Consider the following 1,004-nt stretch of genomic DNA (forward strand, 5'->3'; position numbering starts at 1 on the left):
TTCACCAACGGGCCATATACAATTTTTTATGTATTTCTTGGGAACGAGATTTAGTCTACCACATGCAATTAAGTATAGTCAATAGTTTTTAAAAATTTTCTTTTAAACAACTTGTACAAAGAATTACTCTCCATGCTAAAAGCCACAAAAAACGTACTAAAAAAGAGCGACTTGAACTAGTCGCTCTAAGAATAATCCACAAAATCAATTGTTACACTACACTTATCATATAAATTTATCATGACAATTGCTAGCTCCAATTAATGGGTTCATTCATAGCTGTACAACAATTGACATCTAATTCTACAGCAACTTGATTTATCCTAACATGGTTTTTGACAGAAGAATGCTCCCCATCTTGCGTAAACAAAAAAATACGTATAATATCTATTTTATCACCTTTTAATATTCGTGTTTAAGGAGCTGTTCTACATTGTTTCAACTAGAAAAGCATAACTCCTCTTTCAAAAAAGAGTTAACTGCAGGATTTACTACATTCTTTACAATGGCTTATATCATGGTTGTCAATCCGCTCATCTTATTAGATGCGGGCGTTCCCTTTCAACAAAGCTTCACGGCAACAGTAATAGCCGCCATGCTCGGTACACTTATCATGGGACTTTATGCAAACTATCCTATAGCAATTGCACCTGCTATGGGTTTGAATGCATATTTTGCTTACTCCGTTGTAAAAACCAATCAAGGGCTTGATTATCATATTGCGTTTTCAGCAGTATTTGTGGCAGGGATATTATTCGTTATCCTCTCCCTTACACCTCTACGTTCAAAATTAATTGAGGCCATTCCAAATAATTTAAAGCATGCTATTACTGCTGGAATCGGGCTTTTTATTGCGTTCTTGGGATTACGTATGAGCGGGTTAATTACTGCCCACCCAAGCAATTTGGTTGCGTTAGGCGATTTGCATTCTCCTTCTGTCATCTTAGCTCTGATTGGTCTTTTAATTACCCTGATATTTTACTCCCTAAATATAAATGGCGCTT

Annotated in this window: 1 protein-coding gene; it reads left to right on the forward strand. The window is 35.8% G+C overall.

All coding sequences use genetic code 11. From position 1 onward, the window contains the following. Positions 1-433: 433 nt before the first annotated feature. On the forward strand, positions 434-1,004 hold a 571-nt coding region (locus AYJ08_RS04425), incomplete at its 3' end, for an NCS2 family permease (protein WP_197490582.1).

The sequence above is a fragment of the Brevibacillus sp. SKDU10 genome (assembly GCF_001645205.1).
Classification (GTDB): Bacteria; Bacillota; Bacilli; order Brevibacillales; family Brevibacillaceae; genus Brevibacillus_B; species Brevibacillus_B halotolerans.